At 48.0% G+C, this 294-nt stretch carries 1 protein-coding gene; it reads left to right on the top strand.

Annotation, left to right across the window (positions count from 1 at the left end):
- The coding region (locus P0G09_RS19645) for a DUF4368 domain-containing protein (protein WP_275253517.1) at nucleotides 1–238 on the top strand (238 nt) is incomplete at its 5' end.
- Between the last annotated feature and the right edge of the window lie 56 nt (nucleotides 239–294).

Below are 294 nucleotides of genomic sequence, written 5' to 3'. Positions count from 1 at the left end.
GCAGGAAATTGAAGTACAGGAACAGCATATCGAGAATATTGAAAAGTTCGTCCAGAAAGCGCACAAGTACGTTCATATTGAAGAACTCACCCCTAATGCTCTCCGTGAACTGGTGACGGCCATCTATGTGGATGCCCCGGATAAGTCCAGCGGAAAGCGGGTGCAGCACATCCATATCAAGTACGATGGGCTGGGGTACATCCCTCTGGATGAACTGGAAGCAAAAGAACAGGCGTGACCGAAGTCACGCCAAATCTTCCCCATTTCAGGAGCTTTTGCAAATACTGTTTTATG

Source organism: Faecalibacterium sp. DFI.5.82 (assembly GCF_029076575.1).
Classification (GTDB): domain Bacteria; phylum Bacillota; class Clostridia; order Oscillospirales; family Ruminococcaceae; genus Faecalibacterium; species Faecalibacterium duncaniae.
This window is presented reverse-complemented; position numbering and strand designations above follow the sequence as displayed.